The sequence below is a fragment of the Salibacterium halotolerans genome (assembly GCF_900115625.1).
Taxonomy (GTDB): Bacteria; Bacillota; Bacilli; order Bacillales; family Marinococcaceae; genus Salibacterium; species Salibacterium halotolerans.
This window is the reverse complement of sequence record NZ_FOXD01000009.1, coordinates 124,712-140,281: the sequence shown is the minus strand read 5'-3', so window position 1 is coordinate 140,281 and position 15,570 is coordinate 124,712. Positions and strand designations below refer to the sequence as shown.

Annotated in this window: 17 protein-coding genes; 5 read left to right on the top strand and 12 right to left on the bottom strand. The window is 45.9% G+C overall.

What is annotated here, in order from left to right; genetic code table 11:
- The 3 genes from BM124_RS09565 to kdgD all read right to left on the bottom strand — a co-directional run.
- Positions 1 to 258 (bottom strand): IS110 family transposase (locus BM124_RS09565; RefSeq protein WP_139217108.1); only part of this gene is annotated, 258 nt, incomplete at its 3' end.
- 409 nt (positions 259 to 667) lie between these two features.
- Positions 668 to 2,101: an alpha-ketoglutaric semialdehyde dehydrogenase GucD gene (gene gucD / locus BM124_RS09560; protein WP_093337102.1), complete on the bottom strand. Its 1,434-nt coding sequence runs from the start codon at positions 2,099 to 2,101 to the stop codon at positions 668 to 670.
- A 17-nt stretch (positions 2,102 to 2,118) separates the two neighbouring features.
- Complete coding sequence (gene kdgD, locus BM124_RS09555; protein ID WP_093337101.1) at positions 2,119 to 3,039, bottom strand: 5-dehydro-4-deoxyglucarate dehydratase; 921 nt, start codon at positions 3,037 to 3,039, stop codon at positions 2,119 to 2,121.
- Between the two features lie 292 nt (positions 3,040 to 3,331).
- Here kdgD and BM124_RS18935 point away from each other — a divergent pair, with 292 nt between their 5' ends.
- Positions 3,332 to 3,478: a hypothetical protein gene (locus BM124_RS18935; RefSeq protein WP_170841077.1), complete on the top strand. Its 147-nt coding sequence runs from the start codon at positions 3,332 to 3,334 to the stop codon at positions 3,476 to 3,478.
- Positions 3,479 to 3,577: 99 nt separating this feature from the next.
- On the opposite strand, the gene BM124_RS09550 is transcribed toward BM124_RS18935, so the two are convergent.
- Together BM124_RS09550 and BM124_RS09545 are read right to left on the bottom strand one after the other, a co-directional pair.
- A complete protein-coding gene (locus BM124_RS09550; RefSeq protein ID WP_093337099.1) occupies positions 3,578 to 4,264 on the bottom strand; it encodes a FadR/GntR family transcriptional regulator in 687 nt (228 codons plus the stop codon).
- Positions 4,265 to 5,060: 796 nt separating this feature from the next.
- Entirely contained in the window at positions 5,061 to 5,360 is a 300-nt protein-coding gene (locus BM124_RS09545; protein WP_244504294.1) for an IDEAL domain-containing protein, read from the bottom strand.
- Positions 5,361 to 5,698: 338 nt separating this feature from the next.
- Between BM124_RS09545 and BM124_RS09540 the strand changes: the two genes are divergently transcribed.
- Together BM124_RS09540 and BM124_RS09535 are read left to right on the top strand one after the other, a co-directional pair.
- Positions 5,699 to 6,082 (top strand): YhjD family protein, encoded by a 384-nt coding sequence (locus BM124_RS09540; RefSeq protein WP_093337097.1) that lies wholly within the window; start codon positions 5,699 to 5,701, stop codon positions 6,080 to 6,082.
- A 146-nt stretch (positions 6,083 to 6,228) separates the two neighbouring features.
- A complete protein-coding gene (locus BM124_RS09535; RefSeq protein WP_093337095.1) occupies positions 6,229 to 6,882 on the top strand; it encodes a potassium channel family protein in 654 nt (217 codons plus the stop codon).
- A 63-nt stretch (positions 6,883 to 6,945) separates the two neighbouring features.
- Here BM124_RS09535 and hmpA read toward each other — a convergent pair whose 3' ends face one another.
- Positions 6,946 to 8,181, bottom strand: a complete 1,236-nt coding sequence (hmpA, locus tag BM124_RS09530) for an NO-inducible flavohemoprotein (protein WP_093337094.1) — start codon at positions 8,179 to 8,181, stop codon at positions 6,946 to 6,948.
- Between the two features lie 134 nt (positions 8,182 to 8,315).
- Between hmpA and BM124_RS09525 the strand changes: the two genes are divergently transcribed.
- A complete protein-coding gene (locus BM124_RS09525) occupies positions 8,316 to 8,750 on the top strand; it encodes an Rrf2 family transcriptional regulator (RefSeq protein ID WP_093337092.1) in 435 nt (144 codons plus the stop codon).
- 31 nt (positions 8,751 to 8,781) lie between these two features.
- Here BM124_RS09525 and BM124_RS09520 read toward each other — a convergent pair whose 3' ends face one another.
- The 4 genes from BM124_RS09520 to BM124_RS09505 form a co-directional block, all read right to left on the bottom strand.
- Positions 8,782 to 9,372 (bottom strand): hypothetical protein, encoded by a 591-nt coding sequence (locus BM124_RS09520; protein ID WP_139217107.1) that lies wholly within the window; start codon positions 9,370 to 9,372, stop codon positions 8,782 to 8,784.
- 79 nt (positions 9,373 to 9,451) lie between these two features.
- Positions 9,452 to 10,813, bottom strand: a complete 1,362-nt coding sequence (mgtE, locus tag BM124_RS09515; RefSeq protein WP_342028623.1) for a magnesium transporter — start codon at positions 10,811 to 10,813, stop codon at positions 9,452 to 9,454.
- 155 nt (positions 10,814 to 10,968) lie between these two features.
- Complete coding sequence (locus BM124_RS09510; RefSeq protein ID WP_244504293.1) at positions 10,969 to 12,135, bottom strand: cation:proton antiporter; 1,167 nt, start codon at positions 12,133 to 12,135, stop codon at positions 10,969 to 10,971.
- Positions 12,136 to 12,141: 6 nt separating this feature from the next.
- The gene (locus BM124_RS09505; RefSeq protein WP_244504292.1) at positions 12,142 to 12,630 is read right to left on the bottom strand and encodes a cation:proton antiporter regulatory subunit; all 489 of its coding nucleotides are present in this window, start codon (positions 12,628 to 12,630) and stop codon (positions 12,142 to 12,144) included.
- A gap of 154 nt (positions 12,631 to 12,784) precedes the next feature.
- Here BM124_RS09505 and BM124_RS09500 point away from each other — a divergent pair, with 154 nt between their 5' ends.
- Positions 12,785 to 13,693 (top strand): LCP family protein, encoded by a 909-nt coding sequence (locus BM124_RS09500; RefSeq protein ID WP_093337087.1) that lies wholly within the window; start codon positions 12,785 to 12,787, stop codon positions 13,691 to 13,693.
- A 13-nt stretch (positions 13,694 to 13,706) separates the two neighbouring features.
- Here BM124_RS09500 and BM124_RS09495 read toward each other — a convergent pair whose 3' ends face one another.
- Positions 13,707 to 14,306, bottom strand: a complete 600-nt coding sequence (locus BM124_RS09495; RefSeq protein WP_093337086.1) for a CPBP family intramembrane glutamic endopeptidase — start codon at positions 14,304 to 14,306, stop codon at positions 13,707 to 13,709.
- 17 nt (positions 14,307 to 14,323) lie between these two features.
- Entirely contained in the window at positions 14,324 to 15,505 is a 1,182-nt protein-coding gene (locus BM124_RS09490) for a D-alanyl-D-alanine carboxypeptidase family protein (RefSeq protein ID WP_093337084.1), read from the bottom strand.
- Positions 15,506 to 15,570: the final 65 nt, after the last annotated feature.

Genomic DNA, 15,570 nt, shown 5'->3' with positions numbered 1-15,570 from the left:
CAATGGTAACCAGTAATGCCCTGTGGGCTCCATGCCGACAATCATGTCGGTCTTGTGATGATTTTCCTGATGCATGGCTGCCCATCGTAGAAAAGTTTCGAATCCTTCTCTATCATTGGAGAAGCTGATTCGTTTTCCAAATTCAAAGCCGCGGTCATCGAAAGCACGAGCCACCTGTTTGTTTTTAGCGATATCTACGCCAACAATGAGTGTGTTAGAGGTGATTTGCGTGAGTTTTTCGTTTTGCGTATAATGCATGATGAGTCCTCCTTGGTTTCCTGGATTCGAGGTCGATGATTTTTCATCGGACACTCCGTACTATACCAAGGGGGCTCTTTTTTGTTCAAAACTCACATTTTCCCCTAACAGGAATGCTCCTTATAATTTAAGTTTGTCTTAGAATGTCTTGTATTTCTCCGAATTTTGTTGAATCAATAAGCCCTTCAACTACGTAATTATTTAATTCTTCATACTGTATTGAAAGTTAACGAGTTTCTTTTAAATGGATCAGAATTTAATCTTCTATCAGTTATTAAAAGTATTTTGTCAATTATTTTAAGTAAGCGTTTGCAAAATACTTTTTGATCGAATTTCATACGAAATGTATTGTTTTGAAGGGCTTTCATTTTCTTTTATAAAAAAGGCAGGCATTCGCCTGCCTTTTTTCTTACTTGACAAAGACCGTTTTGATGTCGGTGAAAAATTCCTGAGCCGCTTGCCCTTGTTCCCGGGAATGAGAGCTCGACTGCTTCATGCCGCCAAACGGCGCTTGTAATTCCACCCCGGCACTTTCCGCATTCACACGAACCAGACCGGCATCCATATCATCGATAAATGACAGCATATTCTGGACATTTTTTGTAAAGATTGCAGCACTTAGCCCGTAATCCACATCATTGGCAATATCCAACGCATGTTCCATAGTAGAGTAAGGCATTAAGGCAATCACCGGACCGAATATTTCTTCCTGCGCAATTGTCATGTTGTTGTCTACCTGATCGAAAATGGTCGGCTTCAAGTAATATCCGTTGCTATCTTCGATTTGCTCTCCTCCGCAAAGAAGTGCAGCCCCCTCTTCTTTGCCTTTTTCAATATAGTTTAGAGCATTGTCCAACTGAGATTTCGAAGCACAGGGCCCCATCCATACATCTTTCTCCAGACTGTCTCCTACTGCGATTTTTTGCGTTTTTTCAACAAGTAGCTGTTTAACCTCTTCATAAATATCCTGATGTATAATGGCACGGCTGGTTGCCGTACATTTTTGGCCGGTAGACTTGAAGGCACCGGAAATAGTGGCATCCGCAGCAGCTTCCAAATCCGCGTCCTTTTCAACAATCACCGGATTTTTTCCGCCCATTTCTAATTGATATTTGGCACCCCGCTGCAAAGCGTTCGCTCCTATAGTTCTTCCTACAGCGTTCGATCCTGTGAAGGTAACTCCGTTAACTTCCTTATGGATGGACAACCCATTTCCAATGACTGAACCTTTGCCTGTGACCACGTTCAGCACACCGGCCGGCAATCCTGCTTCTTCAAAGCATTCGGCGATTTTTGCGAATGTAATCGGCGATTCACTTGCCGGTTTAATAACGACAGTATTTCCATAAATCAGAGCAGGGGCGGTTTTCCATAAAGGGATAGCAATTGGAAAGTTCCAAGGAGTAATTACTCCCACCACTCCTAAAGGAAAACGCTTCGTAAACATTAAGGCATCTGAATCTGTGGAAGGAATAACGTCCCCCTCCTCCCGCATACCTTCACCGGCATAATAGCGAAGAATAGCCACGCCACGCGCTGTTTCACCTTTTGTTTCAGGAAGTGTTTTTCCCATTTCTCTTGTAGCAATTTCTGCAACTTCATCTGCATTCTTTTCCAAAATATCGGCGGCTTTATATAAATACTGCCCTCTAGTTGCACCAGAAAGTTTGCGCCAAGGTGTTTTAGCATTTTTCGCACTTTGAATAGCCTGTTGTAAATCTTCTTCAGTAGAGTCCTGAAAAGTACCTACTTTATCCTGCAAATTCCCCGGATTGATAATATCGGTTGTTTTATTTGAGGCGCTTGTCGTCCATATACCGTTAATAAAATTTTTCATATTCATGTCGTTTCCTCCTTGAATTATTTCGTCTGGAGTGCGTATTTATCGAAAGCAACATTGATAACAGCTTCCAATTCCTTATAATGAACTGGTTCTACCGGCGTTAATGGCGGCCGCACCGTGTTTCGCACAGGCAAACCGACAATTTCCATTCCTGCTTTGATTAAAGCTACCGCGTAGCCCGATCGTTGTTTGCGAATGTTATTAATAGGAAGAATAACGTCACGATAAATATCTGCCGCCATCTGCTTATCATCATGTAATAACGAATCATAAAACATTCGAGACACATGGGGGATATAATTGGATATAGCGGAGGAAAATGTTTCAAAACCAAGCGCCATGTAAGCCGGCATGGTTACTTCCGCCATTGGCATCCCATTTATCCACTCCAACCGGTCTCCAACGGCTTGAGTCAGCTGAATGTTTTGTTCCATATTGCCCACCCCATCTTTAAAACCGACCACCTGAGGGATGGTAACTAATTGATACAACGATTCTTTCGTTAGCAGTACGTTGTTTCTTTGATAGACAATAGCGTTCAACTGCGTGCTTTGGGCAATACGGGAAAAGTACTCGACGTCTCCTTGACGTGTGCCTTCAACTAAATATGGCGGCAGAATTAGATATCCGTCTACGCCTTTTTTCTCGGATAGTTCTGCCTGCCGGACAGCGGTGCGAATATTTCCACCCACCCCCGTGTATATTGGGACCTGGCTTTGAGTGGCTTCATTCGCTACATCGATCATCGTCTCGTATTCATCTTCGCTAATTGCATGAAATTCGCCGGCACCACATCCAATAAAAATACTTTCGATCCCATGGCGAATCAAAAATGAAACGTTTTCATATAGAGCCTTTTCGTCCAATTTATCCTTTTCGTTAAAGGGAGATACGGGGAAGCCCAAAATGCCTGTTGGAACATTTCGTTTGGAATCCATATCGATCACCTCACTTTCATTTGTCTTATATTATATTGTATGACAATTAAAATGTAAACGCTTTTTTATAGATGAAAAAATAGTCTGGTACAACATTAAAGATATGTAGTGTAAACACGAACAATTTCAGATTCCAGATTAAAGGGCATTGATGTAGCGTAGTCAAACTCTTTCGACTCCTGCTCAGAACAGCACGGGTCTCGAGACCCTGCAGGATCCGGGTCAGGTCGGCGCCCGCACGTGACGTACTTCCACAGGATGTGGCGGCTTCTACGCCCGACACAGGACGTACGTGGTTTTAGTAGAAGGTCGTCTTACCAGCCGATCTTCCCATCTTTCGAGCCGTACCCACGGCAAAGAAGACACGGTGAGCACCAGCGAGCCGATGTCGCACTTGTACTCCGGAGTGAAAACGAAGGATTTTAACGAAGCGGTGTAGGATGCAAAACAAAAATTCCGAACGATTCAATATTGAATCGTTCGGAATTTTTTTAGTTATTAATGGTTTTATCCCAGTCTCACTTCTTACTATTATAAATCATTGGTTCAATACTTTATCCCGGGCAAACACTAGGTGCGCGTACATTTCCTGTGTGGCTTTCTGAGGGTTTCTTTCTTTCAAAGCTTCATATATAGCTTCGTGATAGGCAACGGTTTTCTCTTTTTCCCTGTTGGGAATTTGAATATTCATTTTGGTATGGGTAAGCAACAACGAGTCTATCATGCCTTGAATCACTGGATTTTCTACACTGGAAGCAATGATTTGGTGAAAAGTTATGTCGTGTTCTCCGTAATCATTGTCTTCTGTCTGTTTAATGGCTTCGATAGTGTCATGTAAACGCTGAAGCTCTTCCGCAGTTATTTTTTCAGCGGCAAGCGCTACCAAGCCCAATTCCAAAGTCATTCTAGCCTCAATTATTGCTTCTAAATTGTTATTCACAAGCGAAAGCATGACTGAAAATGGGTGAAGACCGATTTTTTCTGCAAAGTATGTGCCGCCCTTCGTCTGTCTGCGGATGATGCCTAATGATTCCAGCGAACTCAAGGCTTCTCGGAGGACCGATCGGCTTACACCAAGCATATCGATCAGTTCCATCTCTGATGGTAGTTTATCTCCAGGCTGCATTTTATTTTGCAGCAACAAATCGACGATTTTTTCTTCCACTTGTTTGGACAATGTTTTTTTGGTAAGCGGTTGGTCAATTAGATGATTATTCTCGTTCATTTATTTAGAAGCATTAACTTCCTGAATGCATTTAATGCTTCTTCCCCCTTTTTTAATTTTTCGTACATAAAATCATATAATTATTTTTAATTTTATTGTAATACAAATGTACTTTAATATATACGAAGAACATTTTCAATTTTTATAGATCCTGGAATAGCTCTCAATCGTGATCTAAGCTAAGAGATATTAAACAGTAGATCTCAAATCAAACCTTTAGGTCTGCTCACCCCAGCCATCAGAAACCTCGATCGGTCCGGTATCAGCGCCGGTCACCAACATGAGGCGAGTAATCGACATCTTTCAAGACACCATCCAGTCCCCCAATGGAGCCTTATCCAAGGTTACAGTGCTCCATACGCTCCAGTCCACAGCTATAGATGAGGAATATTGGTCAAAAGCTTGTTCTGCATCTTGCTGCATGACCTGTTCACGCCAGAAAGTTGTCCATATAGCAAGGTCATTCATTGGAGCTTGGGAGAATGCTTGCCATATAACGATATAAAGTTAAAAAACTGGATTTTCAATAATACCGGAAAATACGTAACGTCTCTACTCATTGAATGGCTTTTATCCTTTTTTGAAATTATAAAAGAGACACTTTTCTATTGATAGGGGTTTTTGGTTAAATTTACTATACCAAACATAAAAATGTCTTTTAATATCTTATTCCATTGCCTAAGGTTCTGATTAAATAGGCACAGGCATTAATACCTATGTAAAACAATGCTTTTTTCCAGGAAGTAAAGTTTTTTCATCAATAAAGAGCCGCCCGTTAAGACGACTCTTTCATCGTTCATTTTGTTTTAAATTCAAGTTCCAGTTCATACCCCTGTTCATATATGGTTTTTCCTTCTTTATATTCGCCGATCAACGCATTGTAGTGTGAGGTCAGTTCCTTAAACAGTTCTGGATCCCCGGCATCCAATGCTTCATCAATCAAGTGTTGCAGACGTTGTTCATTAAAATGATAAACGGCGTATTCCATCATCATCTGTGCATATAAAGACTGGAGCACCTGTCTTGACGGTCTTTTTCCGTGTTTATCGGATTTTACTTTCTTCATGAAATGCTGTTCATGCGTAGGATGTAACATTTCGCGGAACCCCCTATCTTTTCCACCGGTTTTACGCCGGTTGATCGACTGCTGTTCCTGTTTTTTCAACCACATACATACGCCTGATTCTATATTATTTTATGCGCTTATTGGTAACTTACCCACATGTTTTATTCCTCAAACATTTTGTATGCGCTTTCCTATAGTATAACGCATCCGCTTCCCCTTTTAAAAGAACCAAATACCTGGTACACGGAAAAATCTTTTTCCGGCTCCGGAATGTTTCTCCGCTGTAACCATAAAGAAACTCTTGTATAAAGGAACGCACATTCGCTATACTATACACAAACAAACGTTCTTATCAGGAAGGGGTTATCATGCAGATCAAAGAAGAAGAACATATCATGGTTCATTATTATATTCTGCTTCCTCTTGTCAAAAAAGTACTCGAACAGGACAGAGAGCTGTTCGCACATGGATCCTTCAAAGTCAAAGACCCGTACCTTAGTGTCATACAGAAGGCGCTGCAGCTGCTTCATCAGGATATGCGGACTGTTAAAGTCTACATGCAGAAGCACCAAATGCGGGTTCAGTTTGAGGAAAATGACGGAACGTTTTCCCGTTATTCGTATGTCTGCCGGGGATATGAAGGAACGAGCAGCTATATGAACGCCAACTTAAAGCGGCAGGCCCGGCGCTGTATGGATGTTTATTTCGCAAAGCGTTCCCCGCTGCAGTCGGATGCTGTTCTTCACGATTAAGCAGAAAGCACCGGAAAGATATTTCACGTTATACACGATTGACAAACAACGGACGCAGAGAGTACATTACAATTATCTTTGCTGCATCGCGTTCGTTCACTCTGCCCGTGAATCAACAGAGGCAGACGGAGGAGGAGACAAGAACCGTGAAAAAACAATTTGCTGTTATCGGATTGGGAAGATTCGGCGTCAGTGTAAGTACAGAGCTGCATAAGCTCGGCCATGAAGTGCTGGCGGTCGACATTAATGAAACAAAAGTGAATGAAATGGTCAACGATTCCACCTATAGTTCCGTTGCCGACGGAGCCGATGAAAAAGCTCTGCGCGGACTCGGCATTACAAATTTTGACCACGTTATCGTCGCCATCGGGGATAATATCCAGGCCAGTATCCTGTGTACCCTGCTGCTGAAAGAAATGGGTATTGCATCGGTATGGGTCAAGGCACAGAACTATTATCATCATAAAGTACTCGATAAAATCGGGGCGGATAAGATCATTCACCCCGAACATGACATGGGAAACCGGATCGCCCAGCATCTGGTGTCGGATAAAGTCATTGATTACATCGAACTCTCGGATGACTTTTCGATTGCAGAAATTGCGGCACCTTCGTTTATGAACCAGCAATCCCTCATTGATCTTGATATCCGTGCTAAATTCGGTGTCACCATTCTCGGGCTTAAGCGTGGAAAACAGTTCAATATTTCCCCGCGGGCGGAAGACCAGATACAGGCAAATGATATTCTTATCGTCATCGGCCACAAAAACGACCTGAAGCGGTTTGAAGAAAACACATAAAAACAATCGAAAAAGCCCGGAACCGCGCTGCCGGCGGGTCCGGGCTTTTTTTCGAAGAATTCTTCAGTTTTTCAGTTCAGCAGCCGGGCCGAAGAATTCGAAATGCCTGCGCTCTTTAGGAATGTTAAGTTCGTCTCTCAACAGCTGGTTCACCGCCCGTAAAAATGGAACCGGACCGCAGAAGTAGTAGTCTGCCTCTTCGTTTGGAACAATGGAACGAAGCCACTCCGCGTCCAGACGCCCTTCTTTCTGAATGTATGGATCCCTCTCATCCTCCTCTGTCCACGTATCGTAGCAGACATGGTATGATACGTGGTCGCATGCATCCGCTGTTTTCGACGTACGGGTGTGCATGGCATGCAGACAGCGGGAACGCGCCGTCTGGATAAACGTGACGGGGCGCGATCCTCTAGAAACAAGGGTGTGGAATATACTCATTAACGGTGTCAGTCCAATGCCGCCGCTGATTAAAACGACAGGCCGTGTTCCCTCCTGGAGCCAAAAATCTCCGGCAGGCGCGGTCAGCTCAAGCACATCCCCCTCTTCTACCTGATGATGCAGATAAGTCGATACCATGCCGCCCGGAAGTGTGTCTGTTCCGTCTTCACGCTTCACGCTGACACGAAAGTGATCCTGCCCCGGTGCGTCCGACATGGAATACTGTCGCAGGTGCAGATACTCCTCTCCAGGGATATCGGCTTTCACGGTAACATACTGCCCTGGATAAAACGATGGCAGCGCTCCTTCGTCCAGCGGCTTTAAATAAAAGGATGTAATGACATCACTTTCCTTGACTTTCTGTGCCACTGTAAAGGTACGGAAGCCTTCCCATCCTCCTCTCTGCCCGGCTGCCTCCTGATACATTCCCTTCTCCACCGAAATAAACACATCAGCGATTACATTGTAAGCTTCTTCCCAAGCTGCCATAATGTCATCGGTTGCTGCTTTTCCCAGCACTTCTTTCATCGCTGCCAGCAGATTTTCTCCAACAATCGGATAGTGTTCCGGCTTCACCTGCAGGCTCCGATGTTTATGTGCAATCTCCCGGACCACCGGAAGTATCGTCTCCAGCTGATCAATATTCTCTGCCGCAGCAAGAACCGTGCCTGCCAGTGCTTTCGGCTGTCTCCCGCTTGCCTGGTTTGTCTGGTTGAAAATATGAAGAAGTTCGGGATGCTGTTCAAACATTCTTTTATAAAAGTGTTCGGTAATTTCCGGTCCTCTTTCCCTCAGTACAGGAACAGTTGCCTTCACGGTTTCCATGGTACTCTCTTTAAGTAAAGTCTGATTTGAAGCCATTTTTGTTCCTCCTTTTTAATATGCATATACTATACATATTTAATTTTAGCATAGCAGCCGTGCAGATGTTATGGCGATTCTGCGAAAATATGGTACCATAAAAAGAAACAACAAGAGGCATTGGAGCGTTTAGCATGCAATTGACGTCCTATACCGATTATTCCCTGCGTATGCTGATTTACCTTGCGGCCGTTGACCAGCCGAAACTGTCAAGCATTAAGCAGATATCAAACGCCTACCACATATCATACAACCACCTGACAAAGGTGGGGCACGAACTGTCCAGGCTGGGACTGATTGAAACGGTGAAAGGAAGGAACGGCGGGATCCGGCTTGCCAAGGATCCGGAGGAAATTCCTATCGGCTGGATCGTGAGGCGGACCGAAGATAACCTCGACCTGGTGGAATGTTTTGATCCGGAAAACAGTATGTGCGTGCTTACAGGCAGCTGCCGGCTGCAGAGCATCCTCCACGAAGCGCTTCATGCATACCTTCAGGTTCTCGACCGATACACGCTCCGGGATGTAACGGTCAATCCGGAAAAACTGAAAGAACTCCTTCTTTCCTGAGACCAAAAGAAAAAAAAGAAAGCAGGACGGTTTAACCGTCCTGCTTTCTTTTAAAGGAGCTGAGAGTATGGATACTGGAATGGCCGTCTCCGGCAGAATCGATTTCGAGAAGATCCGGAAACAAAGCGCTGCTGCATAAAACATGATACGCTGCCATATCCGCGAGGCGCGACAATATGGCGGGGTCCGTTTCAAACACATACAGTTTCAGGCGGTCTGCCTGTTTTACGACAGGAACTGTCAGTGTTTCTTCTGCTCCAGGGGCAGGCTGGTATTTTAACCAGCCGGCAAGCGTTCCGGATCCGCCTTCCAAAAGAGGCAGAAGATGGCCGGATATCTGTATCAAATGCAGATAATACGAAGTTTCGTGGGAGAAATGATCTGCAGAAATACGGGAAAACCATGCAGCTTTGAACCGTTCTATCAACCGGAAACATGTCCGCTCGTCCGGATGAAGATACAGAACCTGTGCCGTTACGTCACTGATGACATCCTGAACCGCACGTTTCCACGAATCAACCCTCACATGATTCACAGGTTGGAAGGGATAGTGGTCATGATGATAGGATTCAAATGGTTCGTCCAACTCCCTTCCCCCCTTCTTGCGCTGTTTATTACTCATATTGTACGAAACCCCCTGCTCTTTTGTAAATGTCTTTTTTACATTCAAAGGCAGAATCGGGGAAGATTTTTTTACATGATTACATATATTGAAGCAGTGAGGTCGCCACCATGAAATAAATCATGAGGCTGATAACATCACTCAACGTTGTAATAAAGGGACCTGATGCAATCGCAGGATCCATTTTCAGCTTATTGATAAGCATGGGCACCGTTGTTCCGATCACACTCGATGCACCAAGCGATATCATAATCGAGACGCCGACAATGAAGCCTAAAAAGAAATCACTGTAAAAAATACCGATGAGAACAAAAATAACAACAGCACAGGCCACGCCGATATAAAAGCCGGTAAGAAATTCCCGTGCAATGGTTTTGAAAAAGCCCCGTTTTTCCATGTTGCCGGTGGCCAGAGCCCGCACCGCGACCGCCAGTGACTGCGTACCGGTGTTTCCGGCGGACCCCATCACCAGCGGGATAAACGCAGCCAGCAGAACAACCGTCTCCAGTGTGCTCTCAAATATACTGATTACTTCCGCCGTACCAAGACCAAAAAACATCAGCAGAACAATCCACGGCATTCTCCGTCTGGCCGCCTGGAATGGGCGGAGTGTCACATCCGCTCCCCGCGAAGCCGTGATTTCACCAAGATCTTCCGCTGCTTCTTCCTCCATCACATCAATCACATCATCAACCGTCACAATACCTACCAGCATTTGATGCTCAGTCACAACCGGAGCCGCCAGAAAGTCATATTTCTGAATGATTTGTGCCACTTCTTCCTGGTCGGTCTTTACGTGTACCGATACGACCCGGGAACTCATAATGGATTCAATCGTTCGATCCGAATAAGAGGTAATGACATCCCGTATCGACGTCACGCCGACAAGTTTCCCAGCTTCATCTACAACATACAGATAATAGATGGTTTCTGCATCCGGTCCTTTTTCCCGCAGCAGTTCAATAACGTCCTCGACGGTATGAAACGCTTTAACCGATATGTATTCTTTTGTCATAATCGATCCGGCTGTGTTTTCTTCATACGTCAGAAGTTCACGGACGTCCGCAGCCTCTTCCCGGTCCATGGCCTGTAAAATAGTATCGGCCTGCTTTTCTTCCAACTCACTGAAAAAGTCGGCTACATCATCGGCGTACATACGGTTAAACATCTCTGCTGCATAATATTCATTCAACTCAGGAGCAATCTGTTTCTGATCTTCCGTCTCCAGACCTTCAAACACTTCCCCGAATTCTTCCGGGCTCAAAAATTCATAGACACGTTTACGTTCCGGTGTTTCCAGGCTTAGAAACACATCGGTCTGGTCTGCGGGGTGAAGTTCAAGAAACAATGAGCGGAATGTTTCTATTTCTTCGGTTATGACAGCTTTCATGATTCTTTCCATATACGTTTCTCTTGTTTCTTCGTTTAATTTTACCAACACAGATCCCTCCCGCAGCAGAGGATTTTTTGTACATGTCCGGGATGAACAGTCCCGTGCAGCGGACCTTTCCCGGTTCACTGGAGCGGCTGTCCGCCCGCCTGATATATATACGTGTTACAGTATAACGCCGCTGTCATAAAGCTGTCCATTCAGTCCTAAACATTGTTTCCCTTCGGCTTCTGTTTTGTCCCGTACACTTTCTTCGTCAGCGCGGGAGCATACAGGAAAAGAAAAATGCCGGCGGCCGCCGAAATAACGATGAACAGACTGCCAAACGCCATGACTTCTGCCGTAGCGGCACTCGCGATAATAATCGAAAATTCTCCCCGGGGTGTAAAGGAAAGTCCGGCCCGGAACGCGGCCCTTGGGGATAACCCATACATGCGTCCACCTATCATGCCTGTCAGCCACTTACCAATCAGAGACCATCCGATTAATGCAGTTAAAAGGACAGGGTAAATGATGCCCTCTTCCAGGTTAATTTGGGTGCCGAACCATAGGAAAAACAGGGGCAGCGTTAATTCGCGCACCGGCTGGATAAGCGGCTCAAAGGTTTCGCTGCGGCCGGTTTCGGCCAGCATAATACCTGCCAGAAAAGCCCCAAGCACTTCAGAGAGCTCCAGAAACACAGCTGCTCCGCTCACTGTCAGGGCCAATCCAATCAAAAACAGATGAAAGATATCAGACCCTGCATGACGATCGATGAATCCTTTCAACTTCGCGAAAACAAATCTTCCGAGCAAAATGGCAGCCAGTGTCAAAGCCGCCACTTTGACCGCAAGAAACAGAAAATCCATTCCCGTTAAATCTCCTCCTGCCGTTATCCCTGCAAAAACAGCGACCATAACAGGGGCGGCCATATCTTCAAAGATAAGCACACCGAGCAGGAATTCGGATTCCGGGTTGGCGGTCCGTTTCGTATTCTGAAGCATTTTCAGTGTAATGGAGGAGCTGGTGGCATAAAGGAGGCCGCCGATTAAAAAGGCTGTCAGAGGGTCCATGCCGAAAAGCAGGCAGATCCCAGTTGAAAGAACAAAATTTAAAAACAGATCAAGCAGTCCGGCAGGTGTCACTTTTTTGGCAATCGCTCCAAGCTTTCGGATGGGAAATTCCATCCCCAGCATGAAAAAAAGCAGCACGATGCCGATTTCCCCTGCAAAGTATAGAATATCCGAATCACTGAGCAGGCCGCTGACCACGATGCCGGCAAGTATAAATAAAATGACATCCGGAATCCGTGTTCTTACCCCGAGTAATCCAATGACAAACATAACAAAAAGAATAACACCTGCTGCCAGTAGTTCCGGCATTTCCAATTCCACGTAGGATTACCCCTCTCCTTCCGCCATTTCTTCAAACAACGCAATTTGACTTTTTTTGCCGATTACCATGATGGTGTCCCCCGGCTCTAGTCTTTCGTTCACATCGGGGCTCGCAATCACTTCATTATTACGGAACACTCCTACCACCGACACGCCTGTTTTCTTTCTTACTTCCGAGTCTCCAATGGTTTTTCCGGCGAACAGGGAACTCTCCTGAAGCTCTATCCATTCCACAATTACTTTGCTTCGGAAAAGTTTCATCTGGTCACTGTCCACCGGCTGAAATATCGCGCCGAGCAGCTGTGCCCCGAGCTCCCTCGTTTCATTGGACATCAATTCCATGGAAAAGTCCGGTTCATCATCATCCGGTTCCTGAAAAAAATACAATTCTCTTTTCCCGGTGTGATGGGTGACCAGCACAATCATATTTCCCTGAGCGGTGTAAAACGTCATTTTTTTGCCGATGCCGGGCAGATCCGCCACTTTTACATCCAAACTCCCTCTCTCCTTTCTGTCACTGTCTCCATCCCTCTATATTGTAAGCAATGAACAGCATTCTGAACAGACGAAGCAGCCAAAGCGGTGCTTCTTTTTCTTTTATTTTCATGATATATTTTAGAAAAAGACGGTAAAAGGAGTTCCAGTTTTTATGTGGAAGCCCGCTCTTATTATTTTCATCACGGTGCTGCTTACTATGCTGACCGCCGGAGCCGGCTGGTCTTATTATCTGTACCAAAAAGCCGGGGACCATGTGCAGGAAATGAACGATAACTACGAAAAAGACGTAGGAACCTCCATCCAATCTTCCGGTCCTCTGCGTGGAACGGTTTCCTTTCTCATTCTTGGTATTGGGGACCGCCCGGGAAAGAAGGGCCTGGCTGATACCGTGATGGCAGCGTCCATCAATCCGAACGAGGAGTCCGTTCTGCTGTTTAATATTCCACGGGATACGAAAGTAAACATACCGGGACACGGGCGTGACAAGATTAATCATGCCTATGCTTACGGAGGAGCCGGACTTGTGAAACAGACAGCGGAGAACAAGCTGGATCATTCCTTTGACTTTGTAGTGGAGGCTGACATGCAGGGTTTTTCAGAAATAGTAGATCAGCTCGGCGGGGTGGAAGTGGAAAACGATTTCGCCTTTTCCCAGGATAACGTCGACCACAGCAAAACATTCCACTTCAAAAAAGGAAAGGTTGATCTGAACGGAAAAGAAGCGTTGGAGTATGTACGAATGCGCAAGAGCGACCCGAGAGGAGATCTCGGACGGAATGAAAGGCAGCGTGACGTACTCACCGCTCTTTTGAAAGACACGATGTCTCTGCGCCATCTTCCCGACAGCGCGGACATTCTCGAGATTCTGGAGAATCACGTCAAGACGAACATAACACTGGAAGAACTCCGTGCCCTGTTCACGCGGTACCGTTCTTCTTTTGACTATATACAAACATTTGAGCTTGCAGGGAGCAGTGAAAGGGAAGGAGGCGTCAGCTATTACAACGTCACGCCGCGCGAATGGGAAAAGGCAGCGCTGCGCCTTAATCGTCACCATTAAAGTCCTGCTCCCGTCAGCTCTCCTCCAAAGGCTTTCTCTTTTTCATAAACCAGGTCAATACAGCGTTATATACAGCATGGGCGGCGACAGGGGCCCACAATGCTTCTGTCCGTAGAAACAAAAGGCCGAGGACGACACCCATCATAAAAACAATAACATGGATGAGAATACTGCCTTTGTACTGCGGTATATGAAGGGCCATAAACAGCAGGGAAATCAAAAGCAGTGCAGGTGTTTCTCCTGTAAAGCCTGCTGTCATACCGAGCAGGGCACCCCGGAATAGAAATTCCTCCGAGACGCCTGCTCCAACGGCGATAGTGAACAGTCCGTATTTCTTCGCAGCCAGCCGTTCGATAAGCCGGATGTAGACATTGTCCGGAAGTTTAATGGCTGATACGGCATACAGACCGAGAACAACCGCCGCAAACACTATTCCGGCACCAGCGCCTGCTGCCGCTTCCTGCAGGACATGGTCCAGGCTCCAGAGGTTCCGCATGTACTCCGGGCCTTGAAAGAGCAGCATCAATAGGGCCGCCGCTGCAGCAAGAAACGCGAAACTTTTCCAGACGGTTCCAAGCGGCAGGTCATCTGGTATTTCTGTCGGCTGATTCAACGGGAAACGCTCCTATTCTATAACATTAATCGAAAATGATAATACATAATCCTGGCTGTCATGGAAGTGTAATTTGTCCAGGTGTTCCATAACACCCTTTTTATATCGTTGTCTTCCATCGGCATCACAGCCGCTCTCTCTTTCTTTTCACCGCCGGATTTCACCCGTTCTTTTGTCAGTGTTCCGGTGAGCGTGACGCGGCCCCTCTCGTTTAAAATTCTCCATTCTCCCCCGTTTCCTGCTTCCAGTGTCGCGTTTGTTCCTTTCTTTTGAAGATACTTCTTTTCTTCGGAAGCAATATAGACGCTTTGATCCGGAGATTGGAAGCGGGTTCCTTCCGCGATTGTCTGTTTGTCAAACGCATCAAATCCGTAATCCAGCAGTTCCACTGTATCTTCATAGGCGTTTCGGCTCGTATCCGCCTTCATGATAACCGCAATCAGCTCCCTTCCCTGCCGCTTGGCGGTAGTCACCAATGTATAACCAGCTTCTGATACGTAGCCGTTTTTGACCCCTGTCGTTCCTTTATATTCCCAGAGCAGCTGATGATGGTTGCGCAATTCAGTTTCCCAGCCCTTTCCTTCCCAGGCAAGGGTTTTGGTCGACACAATGTCACGAAAGTCATCATTTTGCATCGCATATTTGGTCAAACGTGCCATATCTTCAGCTGTGGTATAGTGATCCTTTTCGAAGAGGCCATGCGGATTCGTAAAAGAAGTGTTTACGATGCCGGTCTTCTTTTTAAGGTACTCTGTCATCTGCTGCGAAAACGTGTTTTCCGTTCTACCGAGGTGTTCTGCTATTGCCGTTGCGGCATCATTTCCGGAATTGATAAGCAGACCCTGAACAAGCTGTTTGAGCGGCATTTTTTCACCTTCAACGAGATAAACGGACGTGCCGTTTGTATCTGCAGCACGGCGGCTTACGGTTACCATTTCTTCCGGGGTTCCCTGTTCAAGCGCTGTGATGCCGGTGGCAATCTTTGAAATCGATGCCGGGTACATCCGTTTCGCTCCCTGTTTATCGAGCAGAACCTGTCCAGTGTCTGCATCCATTAACGCCGCTGTCTCCGAGGAGATTTCAGGACGCTCTGCCGCCGTTTTCTCCGCATAGGCGCTTCCCCGGTCAACAGGCAGCACAAACAAGACTATCCATACGATGATGGTAACGATATGTAAAGTCCGCAGTTTCTGTTTCAAAAAAAAGACACTCCCCCGCTTACAAACCAGAAAAACAACTATTTGAGCTGCAGACCGTTTTTTCT

Bases quoted from the DNA above. Each gene is read 5' to 3' on its own strand.
- BM124_RS09525 (WP_093337092.1), top strand. From the start codon at position 8,316: ATGCAATTGACGTCCTATACCGATTATTCCCTGCGTATGCTGATTTAC.
- BM124_RS09545 (WP_244504294.1), bottom strand. From the start codon at position 5,360: ATGTTACATCCTACGCATGAACAGCATTTCATGAAGAAAGTAAAATCC.
- BM124_RS09500 (WP_093337087.1), top strand. From the start codon at position 12,785: ATGTGGAAGCCCGCTCTTATTATTTTCATCACGGTGCTGCTTACTATG.
- BM124_RS09540 (WP_093337097.1), top strand. From the start codon at position 5,699: ATGCAGATCAAAGAAGAAGAACATATCATGGTTCATTATTATATTCTG.
- BM124_RS09520 (WP_139217107.1), bottom strand. From the start codon at position 9,372: ATGAGTAATAAACAGCGCAAGAAGGGGGGAAGGGAGTTGGACGAACCA.
- kdgD (WP_093337101.1), bottom strand. From the start codon at position 3,039: ATGGATTCCAAACGAAATGTTCCAACAGGCATTTTGGGCTTCCCCGTA.
- BM124_RS09550 (WP_093337099.1), bottom strand. From the start codon at position 4,264: ATGAACGAGAATAATCATCTAATTGACCAACCGCTTACCAAAAAAACA.
- gucD (WP_093337102.1), bottom strand. From the start codon at position 2,101: ATGAATATGAAAAATTTTATTAACGGTATATGGACGACAAGCGCCTCA.
- hmpA (WP_093337094.1), bottom strand. From the start codon at position 8,181: ATGGCTTCAAATCAGACTTTACTTAAAGAGAGTACCATGGAAACCGTG.